Source organism: Nitratireductor sp. GISD-1A_MAKvit, assembly GCF_040819555.1.
In the GTDB taxonomy this organism is placed as follows: Bacteria; Pseudomonadota; Alphaproteobacteria; order Rhizobiales; family Rhizobiaceae; genus Nitratireductor.
On sequence record NZ_CP161920.1, the window covers coordinates 150,112 to 172,833 of the forward strand.

A 22,722-nucleotide genomic window follows, 5' to 3' on the forward strand; every position below is an offset into this window, starting at 1 on the left:
TGCTTCACCGGTCTGCAGCTTGCTGCTGCCTTTCGTTTATTGCCTTGCGCAGAAACCCGCCAGCCCTGGCGAGGGCAGTGCGCGCGTCTGCCACGTCCATATCCGTCAGCGCCATGAAGATTGCGAGCTTCACATCATTGCCACTGCGCCCAAGCAGCGCCTCGGCCTCATCGGCAGAACACCCCGTTGCCTCCATGACAATGCGCGAGGCGCGCGCCATGAGCTTCTGGTTGCTGATGTTAACGTCCACCATCAGGTTCTGATAGATCTTGCCCATGCGGATCATGCTTGCCGTGGAGAGCATGTTGAGGATGAGCTTCTGCGCCGTGCCCGATTTCATCCGCGTCGAGCCGGTCAGAATTTCCGGCCCCACAACCGGCGCAATGGCGATGTCGGCTATGGCCCCGATCGCCGAATCCGGATTGCATGAAAGCGAAACAGTCGTCGCGCCGATCTTTTTGGCGTAGTTCAGCCCGCCGATCACATAGGGCGTGCGGCCACTGACGGCGATGCCAACAACGACATCCTTTGCTGTCAGACCGCGCTCTTCGAGCGCCTGTCGACCCTGCGCCGGGTCATCCTCGGCCCCTTCAACGGCGTGACGCAGTGCATGGTCGCCGCCAGCGATCACCCCGGTCACCATGTCTTCGGGCACGCTGAAGGTGGGCGGGCATTCCGATGCGTCGAGCACGCCGAGCCGTCCGCTTGTGCCCGCGCCCATATAGATGAGCCGTCCGCCATTCTGGAACGCCTCGACAATCCGGTCGACCGCCTCAGCGATCTGCGGGATCACCTTTTCCACTGCCAGCGGAACTTCCCTGTCGGCGGCGTTGATGAGGTTCAGGATCTCGGTGGTCGACTGCAGGTCGATCTGCATCGTGTCCGGATTGCGGCCCTCCGACACAAGCCTCTCAAGCTCCGACATCAGTGTCTGCGCGTTCATGAACTCTCCCGAAATCACCTGCCTGACGGTGGCAAATCCCCGCTTGGCCGGCTCAACACTTTACCAGAGTGTTAAAATTGATAATTCCAAGAGTCAATTACGATTGAGAATAATCTATTCCTTCTTGCCTGTTGAAGCACCCCCGGGCGCGCCATCGTGGCTGCTACCCGCGTTCCAGAACGTCATGAGAGAAGCGGCGTCCCGCGCCTCAGCTTCCGCGTAGTTCCATGATGCGCTTCACCATGCCGCCGGTTGCTGAATCACGGCTTTCGGCACTGGCCTTGCCCTCCACGACGGGCAGCAGCTCGGTCGCCAGTTCCTTGCCCAGCTCCACCCCCCATTGATCGAAGGCATTGATGCCGAAGAGCTGCGCTTCCACGAAAACACGATGTTCGTAGAGCGCGATCAGCCGGCCAAGCGCGAACGGGTCGAGCTTTCGATAGAGAAGCGTGAGCGAGGGCCGGTTGCCGGTGAACACACGGTGCGGCGCAAGGCGCTTTGCCTCGGCCTCCGGCACGCCCTTTTCCAGAAGCTGGGTCTCGGCCTCTTCCAGTGTACGGCCTTTCATCAGCGCTTCCGCCTGTGCCAGGCAATTGGCGACAAGCAGATCGTGATGATGCCCGAGTCCCGGCTCATGCCCTTCCGCCGCCAGCATGAATTCCACCGGGATAATGTCGGTGCCCTGATGCAGAAGCTGGAAGAAGGCGTGCTGCCCGTTCGTGCCCGGCTCGCCCCAGACCAGCGGGCCCGTGGGCGTGATCACCGGCGAACCGTCAAGCTGCACGCCCTTGCCGTTCGATTCCATGTCGAGTTGCTGCAGGTAGGCAGGCAGACGCTCCAGCCTCTGGTCGTAGGGGATGATGGCCCGGGCGGGATAATCACAGACCACACGGTGCCAGTATCCGATAAGGCCAAGCATCACCGGAAGATTTTCCCTGGGCGGAGCAGATCTGAAATGCTTGTCCATGGCTTCCGCACCGGCAAGCAACCGGCGGAAATCGTCAGGGGCCGACGGCGATCATGATCGGCAGGCCGATGGCCGACCAGAGCGAATAGCGCCCGCCGACCCAGTCCCAGAAACCGAACACGCGCGTTTCATCGATGCCGAACGCCGCCACCTTGTCGAGCGCGGTGGAAACCGCGGCAAAGTGATCGCCCGTCGCCGATTGGCCGAGCTTTTGCGCGATCCATTTCTGTGCGGTGCGCGCATTGGTCATCGTCTCGACGGTGGTGAAAGTTTTCGATGCGATGATGAAAAGCGTTGTTTCGGGATCGAGGCCGGCCAGCGTGTCGGCAATGTGCGCGCCATCCACGTTGGAGACATAATGAAGGCGCGGACCGTCGTGATAGGGCGACAGAGCGCGCGTTACCATCACCGGGCCAAGGTCGGAGCCGCCAATGCCGATATTCACCACATCGGTGAACGCCTTGCCGGTCGCGCCGCGAATCGCGCCCCTGCGAACGCCATCGGCAAAGGCATCCATCGCCTCCAGCACCTCGCGCACATCTGGCATGACATCATCACTGTCATTGTAGACGGGACCACCGGAGAGAGCGCGCAGCGCGGTATGAAGCACCGCGCGGTCTTCGGTCACGTTGATGTGCCTGCCCGAGAACATGTTCTCACGGGCGGCGGAGAGCCCCGCCGCTTCGGACAAATCCATCAGCAGGTCGACCGTCTTTTGGTCCACAGCCGTTCGTGAATAATCGAGTGTCAGGTCTTCAAAGGAAAGCGAGAACCGGACAAACCTCTCGGGGTCGGAAGCGAAGGCCTCACGCATGTCCATGGGCGCGGTGTTCGCGCGGTGCCCGCGAAGGGCAGCGAGTGCGGATTGAAATGCCGTTTCCAAGGGGGCCTCCTGCAAAAAGAAACGCCGTTCTTTTACCAGACAAAACGCGGTGGGACAGGGGCTTGCTGGCATTCATCAATTTTCTTGTTGGAACAATCAATTGTACCAGGGTTGACATGCATTGACCCAAGGTTAGGCTCGCCCGCCGGAGAGGAAAGCCAAATGTCAGCCAGAAATGATACTGCCCTGTGGACGGGCCTGTTCAAGATCTCCCCCGAATCGGGCCAGACCCTTCAGGCGCAGATCCGTCAGGCCATCGTGTCTGCGATTCTCGATCGCCAGATCGCCCCATCCATGCCGCTTCCATCGTGCCGAATTCTCGCAGAAAAGCTCGGTGTCGCGCGCGGTACGGTGGTTCTGGCCTTTCAGCAGCTTGTCGATCAGGGGTTTCTCATCGCCCGTGAACGCCGTGGCCACTTCGTCAATCCCGAGGTGCTGGCGGCTCCTCCGCGTCCGTCCCGAAAACAGGACGACGAGAACGGCGTCGACTGGAACAGCCGTTTCCAGGTTCTTGCCAGCGCCATGCCGGAGGCGCGCAAGAATGAAGACTGGATGAAGGCTTCCTATCCCTTCGTCTACGGCCAGTTCGACCCCTCGCTTTTTCCGACCGCCGAATGGCGTGAATGCAACCGCATGGCTCTTGCCGTACTGGAAATCCGCAACTGGGCGGCCGACATGGTCGATCGCGACGATCCGCTGCTTGTCGAGCAGATCCAGGCGCGGCTTTTGCCTCGGCGCGGCATTTTCGCCAATCCCGACGAGATCCTCGTCACGCTCGGATCGCAGCATGCGCTCTACATGCTCGCCACCCTCCTCATGGCCCGCGGCAAGAAGGTCGCGGTGGAGAACCCCGGCTATCCGGATGCGCGTTCCATATTTCAGCTCGCTGGCGCGGAGATTGCCCCCGTCCCCGTCGACCGACAGGGCATCGATGTGGCGCAGATCCCGCAAGACGCGGATTTCGTCTTCGCCACGCCCAGCCATCACTGCCCCACCATGGTGCCGCTCAGCCAGGCACGCCGCGAGGCGCTGCTGGAGGCGGCCGAGCGCAATGACTGGATCGTCATCGAGGACGATTATGACAGCCAGCTCGCCGACGAGCGCCCGCAGGCAGCCCTCAAGGGGCTCGACCGCAATGGCCGTGTCGTGCATCTGGGTTCCATGTCCAAGACGCTCGCGCCCGGCCTGCGCATGGGATACATCGTGGCGCCTGCAGACCTGATCGCCGAACTCCGCGCACTGCGTCGCTTCATGCTGCGCCATCCGCCGGCAAACAACCAGCGCGCCGTTGCGCTGTTCCTGTCGCTCGGCCATCACGACACGCTGGTGCGGCGCATCTCGGCAGCCTTCGAGGAGCGGCGCGAGAAACTCTATCAGGCAGTTGGCAACATACTTCCGGACTGGAATGCGGCCGACATTCGCGGCGGCACCTCGCTCTGGCTCGAAGGCCCGCCCGGTCTCGATTCGGCCGTGCTTGCCAAATCCGCCGCTCGCCGCAGTGTCCTGATCGAGCCAGGAGCACGCTTCTTTCACGGGAGCACCCATCCGACACGTTTCATGCGGCTTGGCATCTCGTCCATCGCGGCGCAGCAGATCGAGCCCGGTATCCGCGAGCTTGCGGCAGCAGCCTCCGAATACCGACGCGCTGCAGCATAAAGGCAGACACTTTCAGAACACTGCCAGCCCTATGCCCGCCACGGCACAAAGCGCCACCACCACCCATGGTGGCGCTTTCCACATGGTGAGCAGGATGAAGCCGACCGCCGCCACGGCAAAGTCAGCCGGCGCGAGAATGGCGGTCGTCCACAGCGGGTCGTAAAGGGCGGCCCCCAATATGCCGACCACGGCGGCATTGGTGCCCATCATCAGCGCCCGCGCGGCGTCGAATTGCCGGAACCGGTCCCAGAAGGGGGCGACGCCCATCAACAGAAGAAATCCCGGCAGGAAGACAGCGATCAGCGCAATCGCAGCGCCTGCCAGCCCATTCGGCGCCGGGTCCAGAACCGCGCCGAGATAGGCCGAGAAGGTGAAAAGCGGGCCGGGCACGGCCTGCGCCGCGCCATAGCCTGCCAGAAACGCATCGCGCGTCGCCCAGCCGGGCTCGACGACACCCGCTTCAAGGAGCGGCAGCACCACATGTCCGCCCCCGAACACAAGCGCGCCGGCGCGATAAAACGTGTCGAACACCGAGAGCCCCTGCGCCATAGGCGCAACAAGCGGCAGGCCGAACAGCAGAAGTGCAAAGAGGAAAAGACAAATCATCCCGGCGCGTTTCGGCAGGCCGAACGCGACCACGGCTCCATCACCGCCTGCCTTTCCGCGACAGAGCAACCAGCCGAGCAGCGCACCGATCGCGATGGCACCGATCTGCGCAAAGGCACTCGCTGAAACTGTCACGAGCACCAGCGCCGCAAGCGCGATACCCGCGCGTTCGCGGTCCGGGCATAGCGAGCGGGCCATGCCCCACACCGCCTGCGCCACCACCGCCACGGCCACGATCTTCAGCCCGTGCAACAGCCCCTGACCAAGCGGATTGTCGAGTGCGGAAGCAAACAGTGCAAAAGCGAACAGCAGGAATGCGGAGGGCAGTGTAAACGCCGTCCATGCCGCTGCCGCGCCGAGCGGCCCTGCGCGCATATAGCCCAGCGCAAAGCCCACCTGACTGCTCGCCGGCCCGGGCAGAAACTGACACAGCGCCACGAGGTCGGCATAGGCCTTTTCATCGAGCCATTTGCGCCGCAGGACAAGCGCGTCGCGGAAATAACCAAGATGGGCAACCGGGCCTCCGAAGGAGATGACGCCGAGCTTGAGAAACGCGCCGAAAACTTCCACGGCCGTCCCCGCTCTTCCACCATTGCGCGTTTCGTTCCCCTGCATAACCCGCCTCACCCTGCAACCGATTCGTGTCGGATAAATGCGACACATGTCACGCACAAGACAACAGCGGTCGTCGCCACGTGGATGGACAAGACGCCATGGCTGGGTTAGCCAGATGGCAGACACCGTCTCAGGAGGAACGCGCCATGGCCATGGTCATCGAAGGTGAGGAACGCATCGAAGCACCGGTGGAAACGGTCTGGCTGGCGCTGAACGATCCCGAGGTTCTGAAGGACTGCATTCCCGGCTGTCAGGAGCTCACCAAGACGTCCGACACCGAGTTCGAGGCCGTTGTCACGCTCAAGATCGGGCCGATCAAGGCGAAGTTCAACGGCGCCGTCGAACTGACCAATCTCAACCCGCCGCACTCCTACACGATCACGGGCGAAGGCAAGGGCGGCGTTGCCGGCTTTGCCAAGGGCGGGGCAGACGTCTCGCTGAAGGAAGACGGTCCCGACGCCACAATCTTAAGTTACAGCGCAAAGGCGGATGTTGGCGGCAAGATGGCCCAGCTCGGCAGCCGCCTCATCCAGTCCACTTCGAAGAAACTTGCCGGCCAGTTCTTCTCCGATTTCAACGCCCGCGTAACCGGTGGCGATGCCGAGGAAGCCGAAGCCTCCTGAACCTAACCCTTGAAGACCGGCTTGCGCTTTTCAAGAAACGCCGAGACACCCTCGCGGTAGTCGTCCGAGCGGCCGGCTTCGCGCTGCAACTCGCGCTCCAGCTCAAGCTGCGCATCGAGCGAGCTTCCGGGTGCGGCGTGGATCGCCTTCTTGATCAGGCCGTAGGCGTGGGTCGGTCCGCTGGCCAGTTTCTCCACGAGCGCCTCCGCCTCGCTCATCAGCGCATCATCTTCGACCGCACGCCAGATCAGCCCCCAGTTTGCAGCATCCTCCGCCGAGAGCGGCTCGCCGGTCAGCGCCAGCGCCTTGGCGCGCGGCTCGCCCAGAATGCGCGTCAGGAACCAGGTGCCGCCAGAATCCGGCACGAGGGCAATCTTCGCAAAGGCCTGAATGAACTTCGCCGATTTCGCGGCCAGCACGATGTCGCATGCGAGTGCAATGTTGGCGCCCGCGCCAGCGGCCACACCATTCACCGCGCAGACGATGGGCTTGTTCATTCCACGCAGCTTGCGCACCAGCGGATTGTAAAAATTCTCGATCGTGTAGCCGAGGTCCGGCTTCTCTTCGAGCTTGGCGGGATCACGGTCACCCAGATCCTGCCCGGCACAGAAGCCGCGCCCGGCTCCTGTTAAAAGCACCGCGCGGCAGGTGCCATCGGCAGAGCACGCTTCCAGCGCCTCGCGCAGTGCCGTGTGCTGTTCCTCATTGAACGAGTTCAGCTTCTCCGGACGATTGAGCGTGATGCGGTGCCATCCGTCATGGCGTTCGTGAAGCACGGTCTGCGAAGTCGCGGTGCCCATGGAAATCCCCTTTGATTGAATGCAGCGCTTTTTGCACGCACTGCGCGTTCAATCAATTCCAGCAAACGATTTATTCGAAAACGATGGCCGGTGCTTCTTCTGCTGAACTCTGCATCGCGGCTTCGAGATGCGTCCGCACCCTTCGCGCAATCTCCTTGTAAACCATAGCCTGAACGCCATCGGGGATCGACGCTACGACCGGCGTCCCCGCGTCGGAGGTTTCGCGCACATCCATTGTCAGAGGCACTTCGCCGAGGAAGGGCACACCCAGCCGCTCTGCCTCCGCCTTCGCGCCGCCATGGCCAAATATGTCATAGCGCTTGCCCGTGTCGGGGGCCACGAAATAGCTCATGTTCTCGACGATGCCGAGCAGTGGCACATCCACCCGCTTGAACATGTTGAGCCCCTTGCGGGCGTCGATCAAGGCCAGATCCTGCGGCGTGGAAACGATCACCGCACCGGCCAGCGGCACCTGCTGCGCCATGGTGAGCTGCGCGTCACCCGTGCCGGGCGGCATGTCGACCACCAGGACGTCGAGTTCGCCCCAGGCAACGTCACGCAGCATCTGGCGAAGCGCCGAAACGACCATCGGTCCGCGCCAGATCATCGGCGTGTCTTCTTCAACCAGGAAGCCCATGGACATGACCTTCACGCCAAAGGCCTCCATCGGCTTTAGCGTCTTGCCATCGGCAGTCTCCGGCTTGCCTTTCAGCCCCAGAAGACGCGGCATGGAAGGTCCGTAAATGTCTGCATCCAGAATGCCGACCTTCAGATCCAGCGCCTTCAACCCCAGCGCCAGGTTGACCGCCGTGGTGGACTTGCCGACGCCACCCTTTCCGCTCGCAACGGCGATGATCGCCTTGATGCCCGGAACATCCTGCTTGGCCGGTTGCTGGCCGGCCTGCGCGGCTGGTCCGCCCGGCGCGGGACGCTGTGATGTCGGACGCTGCGGCGCAGGCTTGGGGCGTGGTGGCGGTGTCGTGCCCATGCCACCCCCCGCCTTCTCGGCCGTCAGCGCAACCATCGCCCCCTTCACGCCCGGCAGCGATTTGACGGCATTCTCAGCCGCCTGGCGCAGCGGCTCCAGTTCCTGCGCGCGTTTGGCGGGAACCGTTATCGAAAAGAAAACCTTGCCATCAGCGATGAAGATCTCGGAAACCAGTCCCCGGGAAACGATATCGCCTTCGAGGTCGGGGCCCTTCACGGACCTTAAGCGGTCGATGACGGTCTGTCTGTCGAGAGTCATGTGCACGTGCCTTTGCGTTTTCTCTCAGATAATGCAGATGGGCGCGCGGGCCAAGAGAGGCAAATTGGCCAACCCTTATTCTCAGCCTTGCACGTTGCCGGTCGTGCATCAGCGATGTAGCGTCACGCCATGATCGACAAGCTGGAATTTTTCATCGCGCTTGCCAGGGAGCAGCATTTCGGGCGGGCTGCCGCCGAGCTCGGCATCACACAGCCCACGCTGTCTGCTGCCATCAAGCAGCTTGAGGACCAGCTTGGCGTCATGCTGGTCCAGCGCGGATCGCGCTTTCAGGGTCTGACGCCGGAAGGTCAGCGCGTTCTCGAATGGGCGCGGCGCATTGTTGGCGACACGCGCACCATGCGTGCCGAGATGAAAGCTGCCAGAACCGGCCTCGCCGGCCATGTACGCATCGCCGCCATTCCCACAGCACTCGCCATGCTGCCCGAGCTCACCACGCCTTTCCGGGAAAAGCACCCCGAAGTCACCTTCTCCATCATCTCGCGCACGTCGCTCGAAGTCCTGTCTCTGCTGGAAAATTTCGAGATCGATATCGGCATCACCTATCTCGACAATGAACCGCTTGGCCATGTTGCCGCAGTGCCGCTCTATTCCGAGCGCTACCAGCTCATCACCGCGGCCGCCAACCGTCTCGCAGACCGTGATACGGTAACATGGAAGGAAGTCGCCGAGCTGCCGCTCTGCCTCCTCACACCCGACATGCAAAACCGGCGCATCATCAATAAACATCTGGAAGAGGTGGGGGCAACGGCGCACCCGACGCTCGAATCCAATTCGATGATCGTGCTCTTCTCCCATATCCGCACCGGAAAATGGGCTTCCATCATGCCGCTCAATCTGGCGGAAGTTCTGGGCTTTGCAGAGCCGATCCGCGCCATCCCCATTGTCGAACCCGACGCCAGTCATCTGGTCGGTCTCGTGGCGGCAAAACGTGAACCCCATACACCGCTGGTTTCCGCGCTGCTGTACGAAGCAGGCCATTTGGCCGAACGATATAAGGGGCGGCGATAGAAGTTTTCTATCAAGCGACGAATATGCTATATTGATCCTTGCAACAGGATTTGTTTCTCCTCCAGAACGAGCATCGTTAGGGAGGGCGCTGCGAGATGCAGCAAGCACGTACCGAAATCGCTTCTGCGGTCGAACCGATCATCGATCGCTGGAAGAATGAAGAAGGCCCGTTACTACCCATTCTCAATGGGATTCAGCGGGAGCTTGGTCATGTGCCGCGTGACAGCCTGCCCATCATTGCCGAAGCTCTGAACCTGTCCCGCGCCGAAGTTTATGGCGTTGTCTCGTTTTATCACGACTACCGCGAGAAACCGGCGGGCCGCCATGTGCTAAAACTGTGCCGGGCTGAAGCCTGCCAGTCCATGGGCGGCGATGCCATTGCCGAAAAGCTGCAGAAGCTGCTTGGCATCAAGTTTCACGAGACCTCAGCCGATGGAGCGGTGACGCTGGAGCCCGTCTATTGCCTTGGCCTGTGCGCCTGTGCGCCCTCCGCCATGCTCGACGGCGAGGTGATTGGCCGTATCGATGAAGCGCGGGCGGAAGAAATCGCAGCAGAGGTGCGGGCATGACCATCAACATCTACATTCCGCGCGATGCCGGAGCGCTGGCGCTAGGCGCCGAAAAGGTCGCTGCCGCCGCGCGCGAGGAAATCGAAAAACGCGGCCTTGATGCAAAGATCGTTCGCAACGGCTCGCGCGGCATGTTCTGGCTTGAACCGATGGTCGAAGTGGAGACCGCCGAGGGTCGCGTGGCCTATGGTCCGGTGAGGCCTGGCGACGTGGCTGGCCTGTTCGATGCCGGGTTGGTGGAAGGCGGCGCCCATGATCTTTCTCTCGGCAAACCCGAGGAAATTCCGTTCCTTGCAAAGCAGACGCGGCTGACCTTCGCCCGTTGCGGCATCATCGATCCGGTCTCGCTTGCGGACTATGAGGCCCATGGTGGCCTGCGTGGCCTGCGCAACGCGCTGGAAAAAACACCGCTCGGCATCGTAGAGGAAGTCACCGAATCCGGCCTGCGTGGCCGTGGCGGCGCGGGCTTCCCGACCGGCATCAAGTGGAAGACGGTCCACGACACCGACGGCCCGCAGAAATACATCGTCTGCAACGCCGACGAAGGCGATTCGGGCACCTTCTCCGACCGCATGATCATGGAAGGCGATCCCTTCGTGCTCATCGAGGGCATGGTGATTGCCGGCATCGCGACGGGCGCGACCAAGGGTTATGTCTATCTGCGGTCCGAATATCCCAATGTTCACAGGATCCTGAACGAGGCCATAGACGCCGCCCGTGCTGCCGGCATGCTCGGCAAAAGCGTTCTCGGTTCGAAATACGCTTTCGACATGGAAGTGCGCGTGGGTGCAGGTGCCTATGTCTGCGGCGAGGAAACCGCGCTCCTCGACAGTCTGGAAGGCAAGCGCGGGCAGGTGCGCGCCAAGCCGCCGCTGCCTGCCCATGAAGGCCTGTTCGGCAGGCCGACCGTCATCAACAATGTGATCTCGCTCGCCTCCGTGCCGATTATTCTCGACAAGGGCGGCGCCTATTACCGCGATTTCGGCATGGGCCGGTCGCGCGGCACCATTCCGATCCAGATCACCGGCAATGTGAAGCATGGCGGCCTGTTCGAAGCTGCCTTCGGCATGACGCTCGGCGAGCTCGTGGACGATATCGGCGGCGGCACCGCCACGGGTCGTCCCGTGCGCGCCGTGCAGGTGGGTGGCCCGCTCGGCGCCTACTGGCCGCGCGACCTGTTCGACACGCCCTTCGACTATGAGGCTTTCGCCGCCAAGGATGGTCTTATCGGCCATGCCGGCATCGTGGTCTTTGACGATACGGTCGACCTTCTAAAGCAGGCACGCTTCGCCATGGAGTTCTGTGCCGTGGAAAGCTGCGGCAAGTGCACGCCCTGCCGCATCGGCTCGACGCGCGGCGTCGAGGTGCTCGATCGGTTGAAACAGGGCATCGCGCCCGAAGAGCAGATCGAGACCGTGACCGATCTCTGCAACACGATGAAGTTCGGATCGCTGTGCGCGCTGGGTGGCTTCACGCCCTACCCCGTCATGAGCGCGCTGACCCATTTCCCGGAAGATTTCCGCCCCGCGCCCGTGCGCGAAGCAGCGGAATAGGAGGACACCCATGTGTGGAACTCAAGAACGTGGAACCGACAAGCGTTTCGTAGAAGAAATCGACTACGGCACCCCCGCTGTCCGCTCTGACAAGACGGTGACGCTAACCATCGATGGAGGAACCGTCACCGTGCCGGAAGGTACCTCGATCATGCGCGCCGCACGCGAGGCCGGCATCGCCGTGCCGAAGCTCTGCGCCAACGATATGGTCAAGAGCTTCGGCTCCTGCCGCCTCTGCCTTGTCGAGATCGAGGGCAAGGGCGGCACGCCCGCCTCCTGCACCACCCCGGCCATGGACGGCATTTCCGTCAACACAAAGACCGACCGTCTCAACACCATCCGCCGCGGCGTGATGGAACTCTACATGTCCGATCATCCCGAAGACTGCGCGGCCTGTGCTGCCGGTGACTGCGAGATGGCGAACATGGCCGAGAGCGTCGGCCTGAAGCAGAACCGCTATGGCGATGACGGGGCAAACCACCTCGAACCCTCGCCCATTGGCGAGCACGGAGTGAACTTCAAGGAATTGGATGTCTCCAATCCCTATTTTGCCTATGACCCGGCGAAGTGCATCGTCTGTTCCTTATGCGTTCGCGCCTGTGAGGAGCAGCAGGGCACTTTCGCGCTCACCGTGGAAGGCCGGGGCTTTGAAAGCCGCATCACCGCCGGCATGGACGAGCCCTTCCTGCAGTCGGAATGCGTTTCCTGCGGTGCCTGCGTGCAGGCCTGCCCCACCGGCGCGCTTCAGGAAAAGTCCATTATCGAGATGGGCATGCCGGATCACTCCGCCGTCACCACCTGCGCTTATTGCGGCGTCGGCTGTTCGTTCAAGGCAGAGATGAAGGGCGAGGAAGTCGTCCGCATGGTGCCCTACAAGGATGGCAAGGCCAATCGCGGCCATTCCTGCGTGAAGGGCCGCTTCGCCTATGGCTACGCCAACCACGAGGAACGCATCCTCAACCCGATGATCCGCGAGAAGATCACCGACCCGTGGCGCGAAGTGTCATGGGATGAGGTCTACGCGCATATCGGCAGTGAGATCGGGCGCATTCAAGAGAAATATGGCCGGGGCTCGGTGGGCGGCATCACCTCGTCGCGCTGCACCAATGAAGAGACCTATCTCGTTCAGAAACTGGTGCGCCAGGCGTTCGGCAACAACAATGTCGACACCTGCGCCCGCGTCTGCCACTCCCCCACCGGCTATGGCCTCAAAACCACGTTCGGCACCTCCGCCGGCACGCAGGATTTCGATTCGGTCGAGCACACCGATGTCGTTCTTGTCATCGGCGCCAACCCGACGGACGCCCATCCGGTTTTCGGCTCGCGTCTCAAGAAGCGGCTGCGCGAAGGCGCGAAGCTGATCGTCCTCGACCCGCGCCGCATCGACCTCGTGCGCACGCCGCATGTGGAGGCGAGCTATCACCTGCCCTTGAAGCCCGGCACCAATGTCGCCGTGCTGACCGCACTCGCCCATGTGATCGTTTCCGAAGGTCTGTTCGACGAAGCCTTCATCCGCGAGCGCTGCGACTGGGACGAATTCCAGGACTGGGCGAGTTTCGTTCTCCAGCCGGAAAACAGTCCCGAAACCGTCGAAAAGATGTCCGGCGTTTCCGCCGATCTGATCCGCGGTGCTGCACGCCTTTACGCCACCGGTGGAAACGGCGCGATCTATTACGGTCTTGGCGTCACCGAGCACAGCCAGGGCTCCACCACCGTCATGGCCATTGCCAACCTCGCCATGGCCACCGGCAATATCGGCCGTCCGGGCGTGGGCGTGAACCCGCTGCGCGGTCAGAACAACGTGCAGGGCTCCTGCGATATGGGCTCGTTCCCGCACGAGATGCCGGGCTACCGCCACATCTCCGAGGATGCGACCCGCGCGATCTACGAGAGCCTGTGGGGCGTGAAGCTCGACAATGAGCCGGGGCCTGCGCATCCCCAACATGCTGGACGCTGCCGTAGAAGGCTCCTTCAAGGCGCTTTACGTGCAGGGCGAAGACATTCTCCAGTCCGACCCCAACACGCATCACGTGGCTGCCGGCCTTGAGGCGATGGAATGCGTCATCGTTCACGATCTCTTCCTGAACGAGACCGCCAATTACGCCCATGTGTTCCTGCCGGGCTCCACCTTCCTTGAGAAGGACGGCACCTTCACCAATGCCGAACGCCGCATCAACCGCGTCCGCAAGGTGATGGAACCCAGGAACGGCTATGCCGACTGGGAGGTCACGCAGGACATGGCCCGCGCGCTGGGCCAGAACTGGAACTACACGCATCCGTCCGAGATCATGGCCGAGATCGCGGCCACCACGCCGAGCTTTGCCGGCGTGACCTATGAGCTTCTGGAAAAAGAAGGCTCGGTGCAATGGCCGTGCAACGAGAAGGCCCCCACCGGCACGCCCGTTATGCATACGGACGGCTTCGTGCGCGGCAAGGGCAAGTTCGTGCGCACCGCCTATGTGGCGACCGATGAGAAGGTCGGCCCGCGCTTCCCACTGCTGCTCACCACCGGCCGCATCCTCTCGCAATACAATGTTGGCGCACAGACCCGCCGCACGGAGAATGTCGTCTGGCACGACGAGGATCTTCTGGAGATCCATCCTTTCGACGCCGAGAATCGCGGCATCCGCGAGGGTGACTGGGTAAAGCTCAAGAGCCGCTCTGGCGAGACCAGCCTGCGCGCCACCATCACGGAGCGCGTTGCGCCGGGTGTCGTCTACACCACCTTCCACCACCCGGCCACGCAGGCCAATGTGGTGACGACCGAATATTCCGACTGGGCCACCAACTGCCCCGAATACAAGGTCACGGCGGTGCAGGTTTCGCCCTCCAACGGCCCGACCGAGTGGCAGGAGGATTATGAAGAGCACGCCCGCCAAAGCCGCCGCATCGTGCATGTGGAGGCGGCGGAGTAGGGTGATGTGTGCTGGCGGTGGTGTGATCAGGGATGCGCCAACCTATCGGCCCCCTTCTCCCCGTGTGCGGGGAGAAGGTGAGGATGAGGGGCGAGCGCCACCCGTTGATGAGATCGCCGTTTCGAAATGTGATTGTCAAACGCTGACGCCCGCCCCTCAACCCCCTGCCGGGACCTTCTCCCCGCACACGGGGAGAAGGGCGCCTTCGCCTCGGCTATTGCCTTATCTCCGGTCAGGCGCCGAAGGGGCCAACCGGCCATGACCCATCCCCCCGCCACAGCCCGCGTTTCCAGAACGGCCCGCCGCACCGGCGGAACGAAGGTCAACCCACGCACCGTTCCCGAGGAGACGCCCATCGCGCTTTCCTATGGCGGCACCACCCATGCTGTGATGATGGCGACACCCGCAGATCTCGAAGACTTCGCCCTCGGCTTCAGTGTGACGGAAGGCATCGTTGCGAGCGCCGAAGAGATCGAAACCTTTACCGTTCAGGAACTCGGCCCCGGCATCGACCTGCAGATACGCCTGCGCGATGCGGCCAACACCCGCTTCGAGGCGCGTCGCAGGCGGCTGGCCGGTCCGGTCGGCTGCGGCCTTTGCGGCATCGAGAGCATTGAAGAAGCGATGCGCTCGGTGGCGGAAACGGCGTCCCGGCAGCGCTTCACCGCTGCCGAGATCACCAATGCCGTCAGCGAACTGCACGAGTTTCAGGAACTTCACAAGGCCACCGGTGCCGTCCACGCTGCCGGTTTCTACGTTCCCGGCAAAGGCATTGTCGCAGCGCGCGAAGATGTGGGCCGGCACAATGCGCTCGACAAGCTGGCCGGTGCTCTGGTGAAGGCCGGCAGCGAGCGCCAAAACGGCGCGGTGATCGTCACCTCGCGCGTCTCGGTCGAGATGGTGCAGAAAACCGCCGCCATCGGCGCACCGCTCATTGCCGCCGTATCAGCCCCGACAGCGCTGGCCATCCGCACGGCGGAAACCGCCGGCATGACCCTCGTCGCCCTCGTGCGCGGCGAGGAGTTCGACATTTTCACCCATCCCGAACGCGTAAATATTGGAGCGGCCAGACATGTCGCATGACGAAAAGTTCAAATCCGGCGACGAGCATCTCATCTATATGGCCAACCAGATCGCCACGTTCTTCAGTTCGCAACCGGAAGACGAGCGCGTGGCAGGCGTGGCCGATCACATCAACAAGTTCTGGGAACCGCGCATGCGCGCCCGCCTGATTGAAATCATTGATGAGGGCGGCAAGGGGCTTTCGCCTCTGGTGATTAACGCTGCTGGTGTGATCAACCGCCCGAAAGCGGCCCTGAGGCGGCGCCTGGCTCAGACGCCGCCTCGTCATTGCTAAACGATCGTTCTTTTGCACGGATGTCAGCCGTCTCCGACCGACTGCAAAATGCTCTAGAACTTCTTGCTTACACTGATTGCGAAGTCACCGGTGGCCGTTTCCGGAGACGCGATGAAGAAATCCGCATTCGCGCTGAGTTTGAGGTTGAAATCGGCCTCGGTTCTGTGTGTGTACGACAGGCCCAGCCGGACCGGAATATCTCCTTCCGACAGATCCACCGCCACGGTCTCGTAATGGATGTCTCCTGCCTTGTCCCGTCCGACCGGGAGGCGGACCCGGGTCTTGCCGGACAGGGGGTTTGGCTTCATTCCCGCATAGAGTCTCGCGCTATCCCCTGCCGCGAACAGACCGCCCTTGTCCAGAACCAAGCCACCGCTGGCATAGGAGAGCGCTCCGTAGCTTACCAGAGCGCCCGGGGCCTCCCGGGCATAGGCTACACCGAGTTCACCGAAACCCGACAACGACCAGCCAAATGCAAGAGGTGCGGTGAGGGTCGCACTTGCGGCAAAGCGGCCGTTGCTATCAGCCATGGAGAACGGGCTTTCAGTCGACATTCCAAATAGCTCACCGCGACCGTGCCCACCAGAAAGAGTCAACTCGGTAGCGAACCCTTCATGATGGGAGAGCTGCGAAAGCGCAAACTGCATGGCCCCGCCCCCGCCGGTTTTCTCTGTCATTCCACCAGCAAACTGAAGATACCTGTTCTCTCCCGCGGGCATCAGACGCGAAAAGACGACGCCGTCCTGTGTTTCTGCAAACCCGTGTGAGAAAAACAGCTTTGCCGAGGCCGTGCTGTGCAGTCGCTGCAGCCGGGAAGTGGGCACCTCGGAGAATGCAAAAGCAAAACCAAGTCGCTCCTGCTCCGCCATCAGCTGCTGGGCAAAGCGCGTTCCCGGCGAACGGTGCACTCTGCTGCGCGAAACGATCTCGCTACCGTCCACGTAAAAATCGCTCCCGAGCGCATCGATCGCCATCACTCGCTTGCCCGAAAGCGCCTTGGCAACTGCATTGCCGATGATCGGGGGCGCATTTGTTGCAGCTTTGCTGACTGGTGTGCGTGGGCCATCAAACACGTTTTCACCGGTCGCTATGGAAAGCCCGCCTATCGGCTGAAGCGCAGCTTTCATATCCGGAACACCATGCCCGAAGAGTCGCGAATAGGCCCTGCGTACACCGGGCGCGAATTCGCTGTATCCCGAGATTGTGTCATTGAACCCCTTCCAGCCGCGCTGGGCACTGGCCAGAAGTCTTGCGGTCCATTCCGCCGGCGATAATTCGGGAAACGCCTGGGCAAGAAGCGCAATCTGTCCGGAGATCTGTGGAGCCGCAAAAGAGGCGCCCGTGCCCAGACCATAGGCCGTGTCACTCTGATCTCTGGGAACCCGGATTGTTCCGTCCGCTACCAGGCAATAGCGCGCGGCACTCCCACATGGTGCTGATACGATGTCGGCGTCGAGAACCTTGCCGTTGCGTTTGTCTATCGAGAAGAACGCGTTGCTTACTGTGATCCAGGCTTCGGAAAGTTCCGGAACGAAGTTCGGCAGTGCCGCCCAGGCTGCCACATCGCCAAGAGAGTGTTGATTGGTGTTCGAGAACACGATCACACCCGTTTTCTGAAACGAATCATAGGCGGCAAAGAGATCCCGCCAGTCGCCTGGCGCGTTGCCCAGTCGTCGGGGAAGATAGCGCGCATATTCGCGCAGGCCCGAGGCAGCGAAGTCCCTGGCTTCTTCATCCGCGCGTTTGAGATTTGCCCACCCCCAGGAATTGTTCTGAACGACTGCGCCATGGGCTCTGGCATCGAGTGCTGCATCCGCCATGTGGCCGAGGGCGTCGCCATCTGCTGCATTCTTCCACGAAGCCAGATGAAGTCGTGCCGAAGGAGCGACTCCGACCATCCCCTTGCCATCGATTGGGCCCGCAGCGACGGCCGCCACCGCCGTTCCATGGTTTTCACGCCCCAGCGCCTTGCCGGGTGCCGTGTAGCGAATGATCTCCTTTCCCGCCAGTTCCTGATGAGTCAACTGGAAACCATTGTCGAAAACCGCAATGGTCTGGCCCTGCCCTCTTAGCGGCGTCCCGTCATCCAGCTTCGCTGTGTGGGCATGATGAATGTTTTGAAGCGCATATGAACTGGCGCCACCACAATGTGGATTGATCGAATTGCTGCAGATTGGCTTGTGCCCGAGGCTGCGGCGATACTGATTTTCCTCCACATCGCTCGGATCGGCATGATTGAACTCCGTACCTTGCCGATACCGCTCGGCCGACCGCGCGTCCAGTGTCGGATAGCCAGACCCGGTTGCCGGATCGGAAGGCCCAGAGGGCGGATGCGACGGTAGTGATTGAGCCAAATCGGCATCCCCGTCGCATCCTGGCAGTAGAAAAAGAGAGAATAAAAGAGATTTATAAGTATAGTTCTTTTTCAAATCAGACATTCCGTTATAAAATCAATAAAGATCGATTACGGAATGTCACTTATTAGCAAAGTAGCTACCAATTATGGCAGGCCGCCCAATTTATTACGCCGGCTTTCATTTTTCTACAGCCCAGTGCAGGGGGAACATCGGATCAAACACGGTGATGGTCCCGTTCTCGCTATAGACAGAATCGGGAAACTCGATCGGTTCTTCATGCCGCACAAGCGTGATGGTCTCCTCATTGGCCGGCAAACCATAATAGGCAGGTCCGTTGATCGAGGCGAAGGCCTCCAGCCTGTCCAGCGCGCCATCTTCCTCAAACACATGCGCCAGGCACGACATCGTGTTGATTGAGGTAAAGATACCGGCGCAGCCGCAGGCCGACTCCTTGGCCGGGTCGAGATGTGGTGCCGAATCGGTGCCCAGGAAAAAGCGACGGTCTCCCGAGGTCGCAGCCTTGCGCAGCGCCAGCCGGTGCTCCTCGCGCTTGGCGACGGGCAGGCAATAGTAGTGCGGGCGGATGCCGCCGGCCAGAATGGCGTTGCGGTTGATGATCAGATGATGCGTGGTGAGTGACGCGGCGAGGTTTTTCTCTGCGCTTTGAACATAGTCGACCCCGTTCTTCGTGGTCACATGCTCCATGATCACCTTCAGCTCCGGCAGGCGCTCACGCAGCGGATTGAGCACCTGCTCGATGAACACGGCTTCGCGGTCGAAAATGTCGATGGAGGCGTCCGTCACCTCGCCATGCACGCACAGCGGCAGGCCAATCTCGGCCATGCGCTCCAGGACTGGTTGCACCTTTGTGAGATCGCGCACGCCGCTCTGGGAATTGGTGGTGGCACCTGCCGGATAGAGTTTCACTGCCGTGATGTGCCCGTCGCGGTGGCCGGCGGCGACATCATCCGCATCCGTCTGCTCCGTCAGGTAGAGCGTCATCAACGGTGTGAAATCATGCCCCTCGGGCTTTGCCGCCATGATGCGGTCACGATAGGCGAGCGCGTCCTTCACCGTCACCACCGGCGGCACCAGATTTGGCATGATGATCGCACGGGCAAAATCGGTGGAGGAATGCGGCAGAACCGCCTCCAGAACCGCGCCGTCGCGCAGATGCAGATGCCAGTCGTCGGGGCGGCGGATGGTCAGGGTTTTCACGGAACGTCTACTCCGGACAGGAAAAATCGGTGCGCATGGTCTGCGCTTCCTTTTCCTTCGCCCATGCCGCCATGGATTTCAAGGGTGTGTCAAAGAGACAGACGCCGGACCGCGCCGGGGAGGAGGCCGGCGCGGCGCTGCCTCACGCCACCTGATAATCAGGTGCGGAGCGCAGATAGCGTGCATAGGCATCTGCATCCGGAGGCGACAGATTTTCCGCCAGCGGGTTGCGGCGTTTTACCCGTGCGCCCATATCGTCGATCAGCTCGTCAAAGTGCTTGAAGTGATAGGGCGCCACGCACAGGCCACCATAGATTTTCGCGGCCGGTCGCTCATTGCGCCGCCAGTGGAGCATCATGTCCATGTTGGCGCGCATTTCCTCCGGCGTCGGCTGTTTCGCCAGTTTTCCGTCCGCATAGCGCACCAGCCATTCGGCGGCGAGATCGGCGCACAGAACGGTACAGAAAGACGAGTTGAAACCGACAAAACCGAGATCGGGAATGTCCGGATTGGCAATCAGGCGATAGAGCCGGTACTGGCCGTCGGGCTCCACCAGCTTTTCGCGGTATTCCGCCGGCAGGTAGGGAACGCCAAGCTTCCAGCCAACGGCGAGGATCGCCATATCCGCCTTGATGACTTCACCTCCGGTCAGTCTTATCGCGCCGGGCTCATAGCTGGCGAAGGTGCCCTGTACGGCCTTGATGCGCCCGTCTGCCACCATCTCGAAAAAGCCGGGCGTGGCGATGGGGACCGAGCAGTTGACGCCTCCCTCGATGGGTTCTTTCGGCTTCAACCCGGTCTTGTTGAGCTTGAGCTGTACGATCAGAAGCGCTTCCAGTGCGCGCCAGTGCGCCCAGATGAAGGGCCGGGCAACGACATGGTTGAAGCGGGCGAAGCCGCTGCGGCTCCAGCCCGGAAACATTTTTTCCTGCGCGCGGATATAAAGAATGCGCTTGAAGTTGATCAGCCCTCCGACGAAGTAGGGAATGCGCCAGACGGATTCCAGATAGACGATGGTGACGGAGCGAGCACCCGATTTCACCGCGCTCACGGCAATGTCGGTGGCCGATTTCGAGAAGCCGAGAACCGTGACGTTCTTTCCCTTCACCATGGCCGGATCCGTGTATTCGGAAGAATGGATCACTGTCCCTCCCGCCGCCTCGAACTCCTCTTGGCCCGGATGGGTAAGAATGTTCTTCTCGCTGAACTGACCGGTGCAGACAGCGACAAAATCAAAGGCTTCGCTGGTTTTCTCGCCATTCGCCGTTTCGAGATCGAGCTCCCAGCCAGGTTTGCCATCGTCGCGCCGGCGAATGGCCGCCACTGTGGTGTTGAACCGGATCAGCGGTCGTAAGCCGTGGTCATCTGCATAGTCCGACAGATAGGAATACACCTGCGGACCCTTCGGCCATTCGGGAAAATCCGTCGGCATCGCCTTGTCGGTGTAGCGATAGAGATCCTTTGGGCTCTGCGTCTGTACATCAGGATAGGAGCGGGACGGCTCCCAGACGCCACCCAGCTCGTGACTGCGCTCGAGAACGGTCACACGGTGGCCACGCCTCTTGAAGGAGCGGGCTGCGGCGAGGCCGCTGACACCGGCGCCGATCACGCAGACATGCTTTCGTTTTGTCATGTTGTCGTTCCTCCCTTCCGGCAAATTTTGGACGCGCGCCTCCCTGCGCCGCGTGTTGCCACGTCGCCAAAAATCACTTGCCGGCCTTGATTGTTATCGGGTCTGACCGGCTCCAGTGCGGAACCGGCCAAAGCGCCAGGTGCTAGTCGTTCGCTTCCGGCGGCAGGAAATCCACTTCGTGAAGCGCCGAAACCTTCACCACCTCTTCCGGGTCGGTCATGTTGTGCAGTTTTTCAAAGAGCGCTTCGAGCTTGCGCGCCGGCGAAACCCAGAAGAGCGCGCGGGGCCGGCTTATCGGACTTGTTGAAATAGCCATGCGGTACGCCGCGCGGCATACGGACCAGATCGCCCGCCTTCGCCTTCATCCACTTGCCATCGAGCTTCAGATCCAGCTCGCCTTCCTGCACCAGAATGAACTCTTCCTGGGTAGGATGAACATGAACCGGCACGAACTGGCCCGGGTCGCTGTTGGTTTCAAAGGCAAAGGTGGAATCGCAGGTGGCCTTGGGAAAATAGACCTGACCGAGAATGTTCCATTCCTTGCCGGCATAGCCTTCACCGTTCGCGGTAACGCCTTTTTCGAGTTCTTTTTCCATGATTTTCCTCCCTTGATCACGGAGGTTCATGGTGCGCTGGAGCAATCCGGAAAAATATCCGGAAACTGCACCAAATATCCGAAAAACGAAAAAAACAGACCCGTTTTCGCGCGAAACCAAGACAAATCTTGGAGAAACCGGAACAGCTGCTAAACTCCGGGAATGGTGATCGCCCGGGAGGAGTGGGGCGACCGCCCGTTGTCCAGTCACGTCCTTTTTCAAACGGACGATCTGGACTGTGCACGGGAGAAGGTCGCTCGGAAATTCTGCAACCACCGGCTGGAAGTGGTCGGCGGCGGACGGTTTCACGCGGCACATCACCACCATGCCGGCCGGCTCATTTCCCTCAATTACATCAGCTATGGCGCCGATGTTCTGATCGACCCCGGCGCGCTCGAAACCTTCTATCTGATCCAGCTGCCGATTTCCGGCTGCGCGACGATCAAACACAACCGGAAGGAATTCCTGAGTGACGGCGACAGGGCGGCGCTGCTCAATGCCGACCGCGAAACCTCCATGCGCTGGTGGGCCGGCTGCGAGCAGGTTCTGGTGCAGATCCCCAAGGCCTCGTTCATGGGTTTCGCCGAGCAACTGTGCGAGCGCCCGCTGCCGGGACCGGTGATTTTCGATCCGGTAATCGACTTCACCCGGCCGGAGCTTGCTTCATGGCGCAATCTGGTCAATGCGATGTTCCGCACCGCCAACATGCAGGAAAAACAGGTGCTGAACCTTTGTGCCGCCTTCCACGAGCAGCGCATTCTCGAAGCGCTTCTGAGACTCCAGCCGCACAATCTCTCCACTTTCTTTGACACAAGGCAGGAAGCCGCGCCGCGGCAGGTGAAGCGCGCCGACGAGTTCATCAGGGAGAACGCGCACCGCCCGGTCACGCTGACCGAGATCGCGACGGCCTCGGGTGTCGGGGCACGCGCGCTGCAACTCGCCTACAAGCGTACGCATGGCATGTCGCCCATGCACGCGCTGACGCTTGAACGCCTTCGCCGAGTGCGGTTCGATCTGGAAAATGCCCAGGGCGAAATTTCAGTGACGGAAACGGCCCTGCGCTGGGGGTTCTCCCATCTCGGGCGCTTTGCCGCCGACTACCGCAAGACCTTCGGCGAGCGCCCGAGCGAGACAGCCCGCAGAGCCGCCTACTGAG

At 61.5% G+C, this 22,722-nt stretch carries 17 protein-coding genes and 3 pseudogenes; 11 read left to right on the plus strand and 9 right to left on the minus strand.

The features are described 5' to 3' along the window. Window positions 1-4 precede the first annotated feature (4 nt). The gene (murQ, locus tag AB2N04_RS01915; RefSeq protein ID WP_367716668.1) at window positions 5-943 is read right to left on the minus strand and encodes an N-acetylmuramic acid 6-phosphate etherase; all 939 of its coding nucleotides are present in this window, start codon (window positions 941-943) and stop codon (window positions 5-7) included. 208 nt (window positions 944-1,151) lie between these two features. Continuing rightward, window positions 1,152-2,730 (minus strand): annotated as a pseudogene (gene pgi, locus AB2N04_RS01920) (glucose-6-phosphate isomerase). A 225-nt stretch (window positions 2,731-2,955) separates the two neighbouring features. On the opposite strand from pgi, the gene AB2N04_RS01925 reads away from it, so the two are divergent. Further along, window positions 2,956-4,449 carry a PLP-dependent aminotransferase family protein gene (locus AB2N04_RS01925; protein ID WP_367716670.1) on the plus strand — a complete coding sequence of 498 codons (1,494 nt, stop codon included), beginning with the start codon at window positions 2,956-2,958 and terminating at the stop codon, window positions 4,447-4,449. Between the two features lie 12 nt (window positions 4,450-4,461). On the opposite strand, the gene chrA is transcribed toward AB2N04_RS01925, so the two are convergent. After that, complete coding sequence (chrA, locus tag AB2N04_RS01930) at window positions 4,462-5,670, minus strand: chromate efflux transporter (RefSeq protein WP_367716672.1); 1,209 nt, start codon at window positions 5,668-5,670, stop codon at window positions 4,462-4,464. A gap of 146 nt (window positions 5,671-5,816) precedes the next feature. Here chrA and AB2N04_RS01935 point away from each other — a divergent pair, with 146 nt between their 5' ends. Beyond that, window positions 5,817-6,293, plus strand: a complete 477-nt coding sequence (locus AB2N04_RS01935; RefSeq protein WP_367718709.1) for a CoxG family protein — start codon at window positions 5,817-5,819, stop codon at window positions 6,291-6,293. A gap of 2 nt (window positions 6,294-6,295) precedes the next feature. On the opposite strand, the gene paaG is transcribed toward AB2N04_RS01935, so the two are convergent. Together paaG and AB2N04_RS01945 are read right to left on the minus strand one after the other, a co-directional pair. Continuing rightward, the gene (paaG, locus tag AB2N04_RS01940; RefSeq protein WP_367716673.1) at window positions 6,296-7,093 is read right to left on the minus strand and encodes a 2-(1,2-epoxy-1,2-dihydrophenyl)acetyl-CoA isomerase PaaG; all 798 of its coding nucleotides are present in this window, start codon (window positions 7,091-7,093) and stop codon (window positions 6,296-6,298) included. A 70-nt stretch (window positions 7,094-7,163) separates the two neighbouring features. Further along, window positions 7,164-8,339: an Mrp/NBP35 family ATP-binding protein gene (locus tag AB2N04_RS01945; protein ID WP_367716675.1), complete on the minus strand. Its 1,176-nt coding sequence runs from the start codon at window positions 8,337-8,339 to the stop codon at window positions 7,164-7,166. A gap of 129 nt (window positions 8,340-8,468) precedes the next feature. Between AB2N04_RS01945 and AB2N04_RS01950 the strand changes: the two genes are divergently transcribed. The 6 genes and pseudogenes from AB2N04_RS01950 (at window position 8,469) to AB2N04_RS01975 (ending at window position 15,762) form a co-directional block, all read left to right on the plus strand. Next, entirely contained in the window at window positions 8,469-9,368 is a 900-nt protein-coding gene (locus tag AB2N04_RS01950) for a LysR family transcriptional regulator (protein WP_367716676.1), read from the plus strand. 95 nt (window positions 9,369-9,463) lie between these two features. Then, window positions 9,464-9,937, plus strand: a complete 474-nt coding sequence (locus AB2N04_RS01955) for a formate dehydrogenase subunit gamma (protein WP_367716678.1) — start codon at window positions 9,464-9,466, stop codon at window positions 9,935-9,937. Beyond that, window positions 9,934-11,490, plus strand: a complete 1,557-nt coding sequence (locus tag AB2N04_RS01960; protein WP_367716679.1) for a formate dehydrogenase beta subunit — start codon at window positions 9,934-9,936, stop codon at window positions 11,488-11,490. The genes AB2N04_RS01955 and AB2N04_RS01960 overlap by 4 nt, the downstream gene beginning before the upstream one ends. Window positions 11,491-11,500: 10 nt before the next feature. Further along, window positions 11,501-14,405 (plus strand): annotated as a pseudogene (gene fdhF, locus AB2N04_RS01965) (formate dehydrogenase subunit alpha). Window positions 14,406-14,663: 258 nt separating this feature from the next. Beyond that, a complete protein-coding gene (gene fdhD, locus AB2N04_RS01970) occupies window positions 14,664-15,488 on the plus strand; it encodes a formate dehydrogenase accessory sulfurtransferase FdhD (RefSeq protein ID WP_367716680.1) in 825 nt (274 codons plus the stop codon). Continuing rightward, window positions 15,478-15,762: a formate dehydrogenase subunit delta gene (locus AB2N04_RS01975; RefSeq protein WP_367716681.1), complete on the plus strand. Its 285-nt coding sequence runs from the start codon at window positions 15,478-15,480 to the stop codon at window positions 15,760-15,762. The genes fdhD and AB2N04_RS01975 overlap by 11 nt, the downstream gene beginning before the upstream one ends. A 53-nt stretch (window positions 15,763-15,815) precedes the next feature. Here AB2N04_RS01975 and AB2N04_RS01980 read toward each other — a convergent pair whose 3' ends face one another. Both AB2N04_RS01980 and pyrC read right to left on the minus strand, forming a co-directional pair. Next, window positions 15,816-18,116, minus strand: coding sequence for a S8 family peptidase (locus tag AB2N04_RS01980; RefSeq protein ID WP_367716683.1), 2,301 nt, complete (start codon window positions 18,114-18,116; stop codon window positions 15,816-15,818). Window positions 18,117-18,296: 180 nt separating this feature from the next. Continuing rightward, a complete protein-coding gene (gene pyrC, locus AB2N04_RS01985) occupies window positions 18,297-19,337 on the minus strand; it encodes a dihydroorotase (protein WP_367716684.1) in 1,041 nt (346 codons plus the stop codon). Window positions 19,338-19,366: 29 nt separating this feature from the next. Here pyrC and AB2N04_RS01990 point away from each other — a divergent pair, with 29 nt between their 5' ends. After that, the gene (locus AB2N04_RS01990) at window positions 19,367-19,492 is read left to right on the plus strand and encodes a hypothetical protein (protein WP_367716686.1); all 126 of its coding nucleotides are present in this window, start codon (window positions 19,367-19,369) and stop codon (window positions 19,490-19,492) included. On the opposite strand, the gene AB2N04_RS01995 is transcribed toward AB2N04_RS01990, so the two are convergent. Next, window positions 19,480-20,970, minus strand: a complete 1,491-nt coding sequence (locus AB2N04_RS01995) for a flavin-containing monooxygenase (RefSeq protein ID WP_367716688.1) — start codon at window positions 20,968-20,970, stop codon at window positions 19,480-19,482. The two genes, AB2N04_RS01990 and AB2N04_RS01995, sit on opposite strands and share 13 nt — an antisense overlap. A 142-nt stretch (window positions 20,971-21,112) precedes the next feature. Continuing rightward, window positions 21,113-21,566: pseudogene (locus AB2N04_RS02000) on the minus strand (cupin domain-containing protein). Between the two features lie 28 nt (window positions 21,567-21,594). Between AB2N04_RS02000 and AB2N04_RS02005 the strand changes: the two are divergent. Beyond that, entirely contained in the window at window positions 21,595-21,735 is a 141-nt protein-coding gene (locus AB2N04_RS02005; protein WP_367716690.1) for a hypothetical protein, read from the plus strand. Window positions 21,736-21,764: 29 nt separating this feature from the next. Further along, a complete protein-coding gene (locus AB2N04_RS02010; RefSeq protein WP_367716691.1) occupies window positions 21,765-22,721 on the plus strand; it encodes an AraC family transcriptional regulator in 957 nt (318 codons plus the stop codon). The last annotated feature ends 1 nt before the right edge of the window (window position 22,722 follow it).